1 protein-coding gene is annotated in these 861 nt (G+C 68.5%); it reads right to left on the reverse strand.

Features of this window, described 5'->3' with window-relative positions:
* Positions 1-861: GGDEF domain-containing protein (locus tag BMI01S_RS37185; RefSeq protein WP_042293313.1), on the reverse strand; the 861-nt coding region annotated here is incomplete at both ends.

Raw genomic sequence — 861 nt, forward strand, 5'->3', positions numbered from 1 at the left:
CATAGTTCCGCGATCACGCGCAGCGCCTCGTCGCCCGTGCCGTGTCCGTAGGAATCGTTGATACGTTTGAAGTGGTCGACGTCGAACATCAGCAGCGCGACGCGCGGCGAGGCGCCGCCGGTGTCGTCGAGCAGCGCGCGCGCCCGGCGCTCGAACGCGCGGCGGTTCAACAGCCGCGTCAGCGGATCGGTATCGGCCATCGTCGCGAGCTCGCGGATCAGTTGCCCGCGTTCGGTCTCGAGCTGCGCACGCTCGACGCTGTATTGCCGCAGCACGTGCGTCGCTTCAAACAGTTCGCCGATTTCCTCGTGGCGATGCGAAGACGGAATCTCGACCGCCAGATCGCCCTTCGCGATAGCGCGGATCACGCGGGCCGCCAGCGCGAACGGCCGCACCACCTCGCGGCGGAACATCAGGATCAGCCACGCGAGCGCACCCAGCAACACAACGACCGCGACGATCGCGCCCGCCAGCGCCAGCATCGCCGAGCGTAGATGGCGCCGCAGCCTGCCCTGGGTTTCCGCGAGCAGCACGTCGCGCAACTGCGTGATCGACAGCATCGTCGGCACGTACTGTTCGGCGAACCGGCCGGTCGAAACGTGCGCGCCGCCCGGGTGGGTCGCCAGTTCGCGAACCGTCGAGACGTAGCGCTCGCCGTCGCCGAAGTAGCGCGAGCTCATCGTCGCGAAGGCTTCCGCCGTCGCAGCCGGATGGTCGAGCATGCGCAGATCGATCAGCGCGCGTAGCTGTTCGATGCGGCCGCGCGAGAGTTCGATCGCGAGCAGCTCGTCGTCCGTCAGCGTACGGTGCATCGCGAGCGCGCTGGTGAAGCGTGACCCGAGCTGCCCCGCCTGCTCGCGC

This window comes from Paraburkholderia mimosarum LMG 23256 = NBRC 106338, assembly GCF_000739815.1.
GTDB lineage: Bacteria > Pseudomonadota > Gammaproteobacteria > Burkholderiales > Burkholderiaceae > Paraburkholderia > Paraburkholderia mimosarum.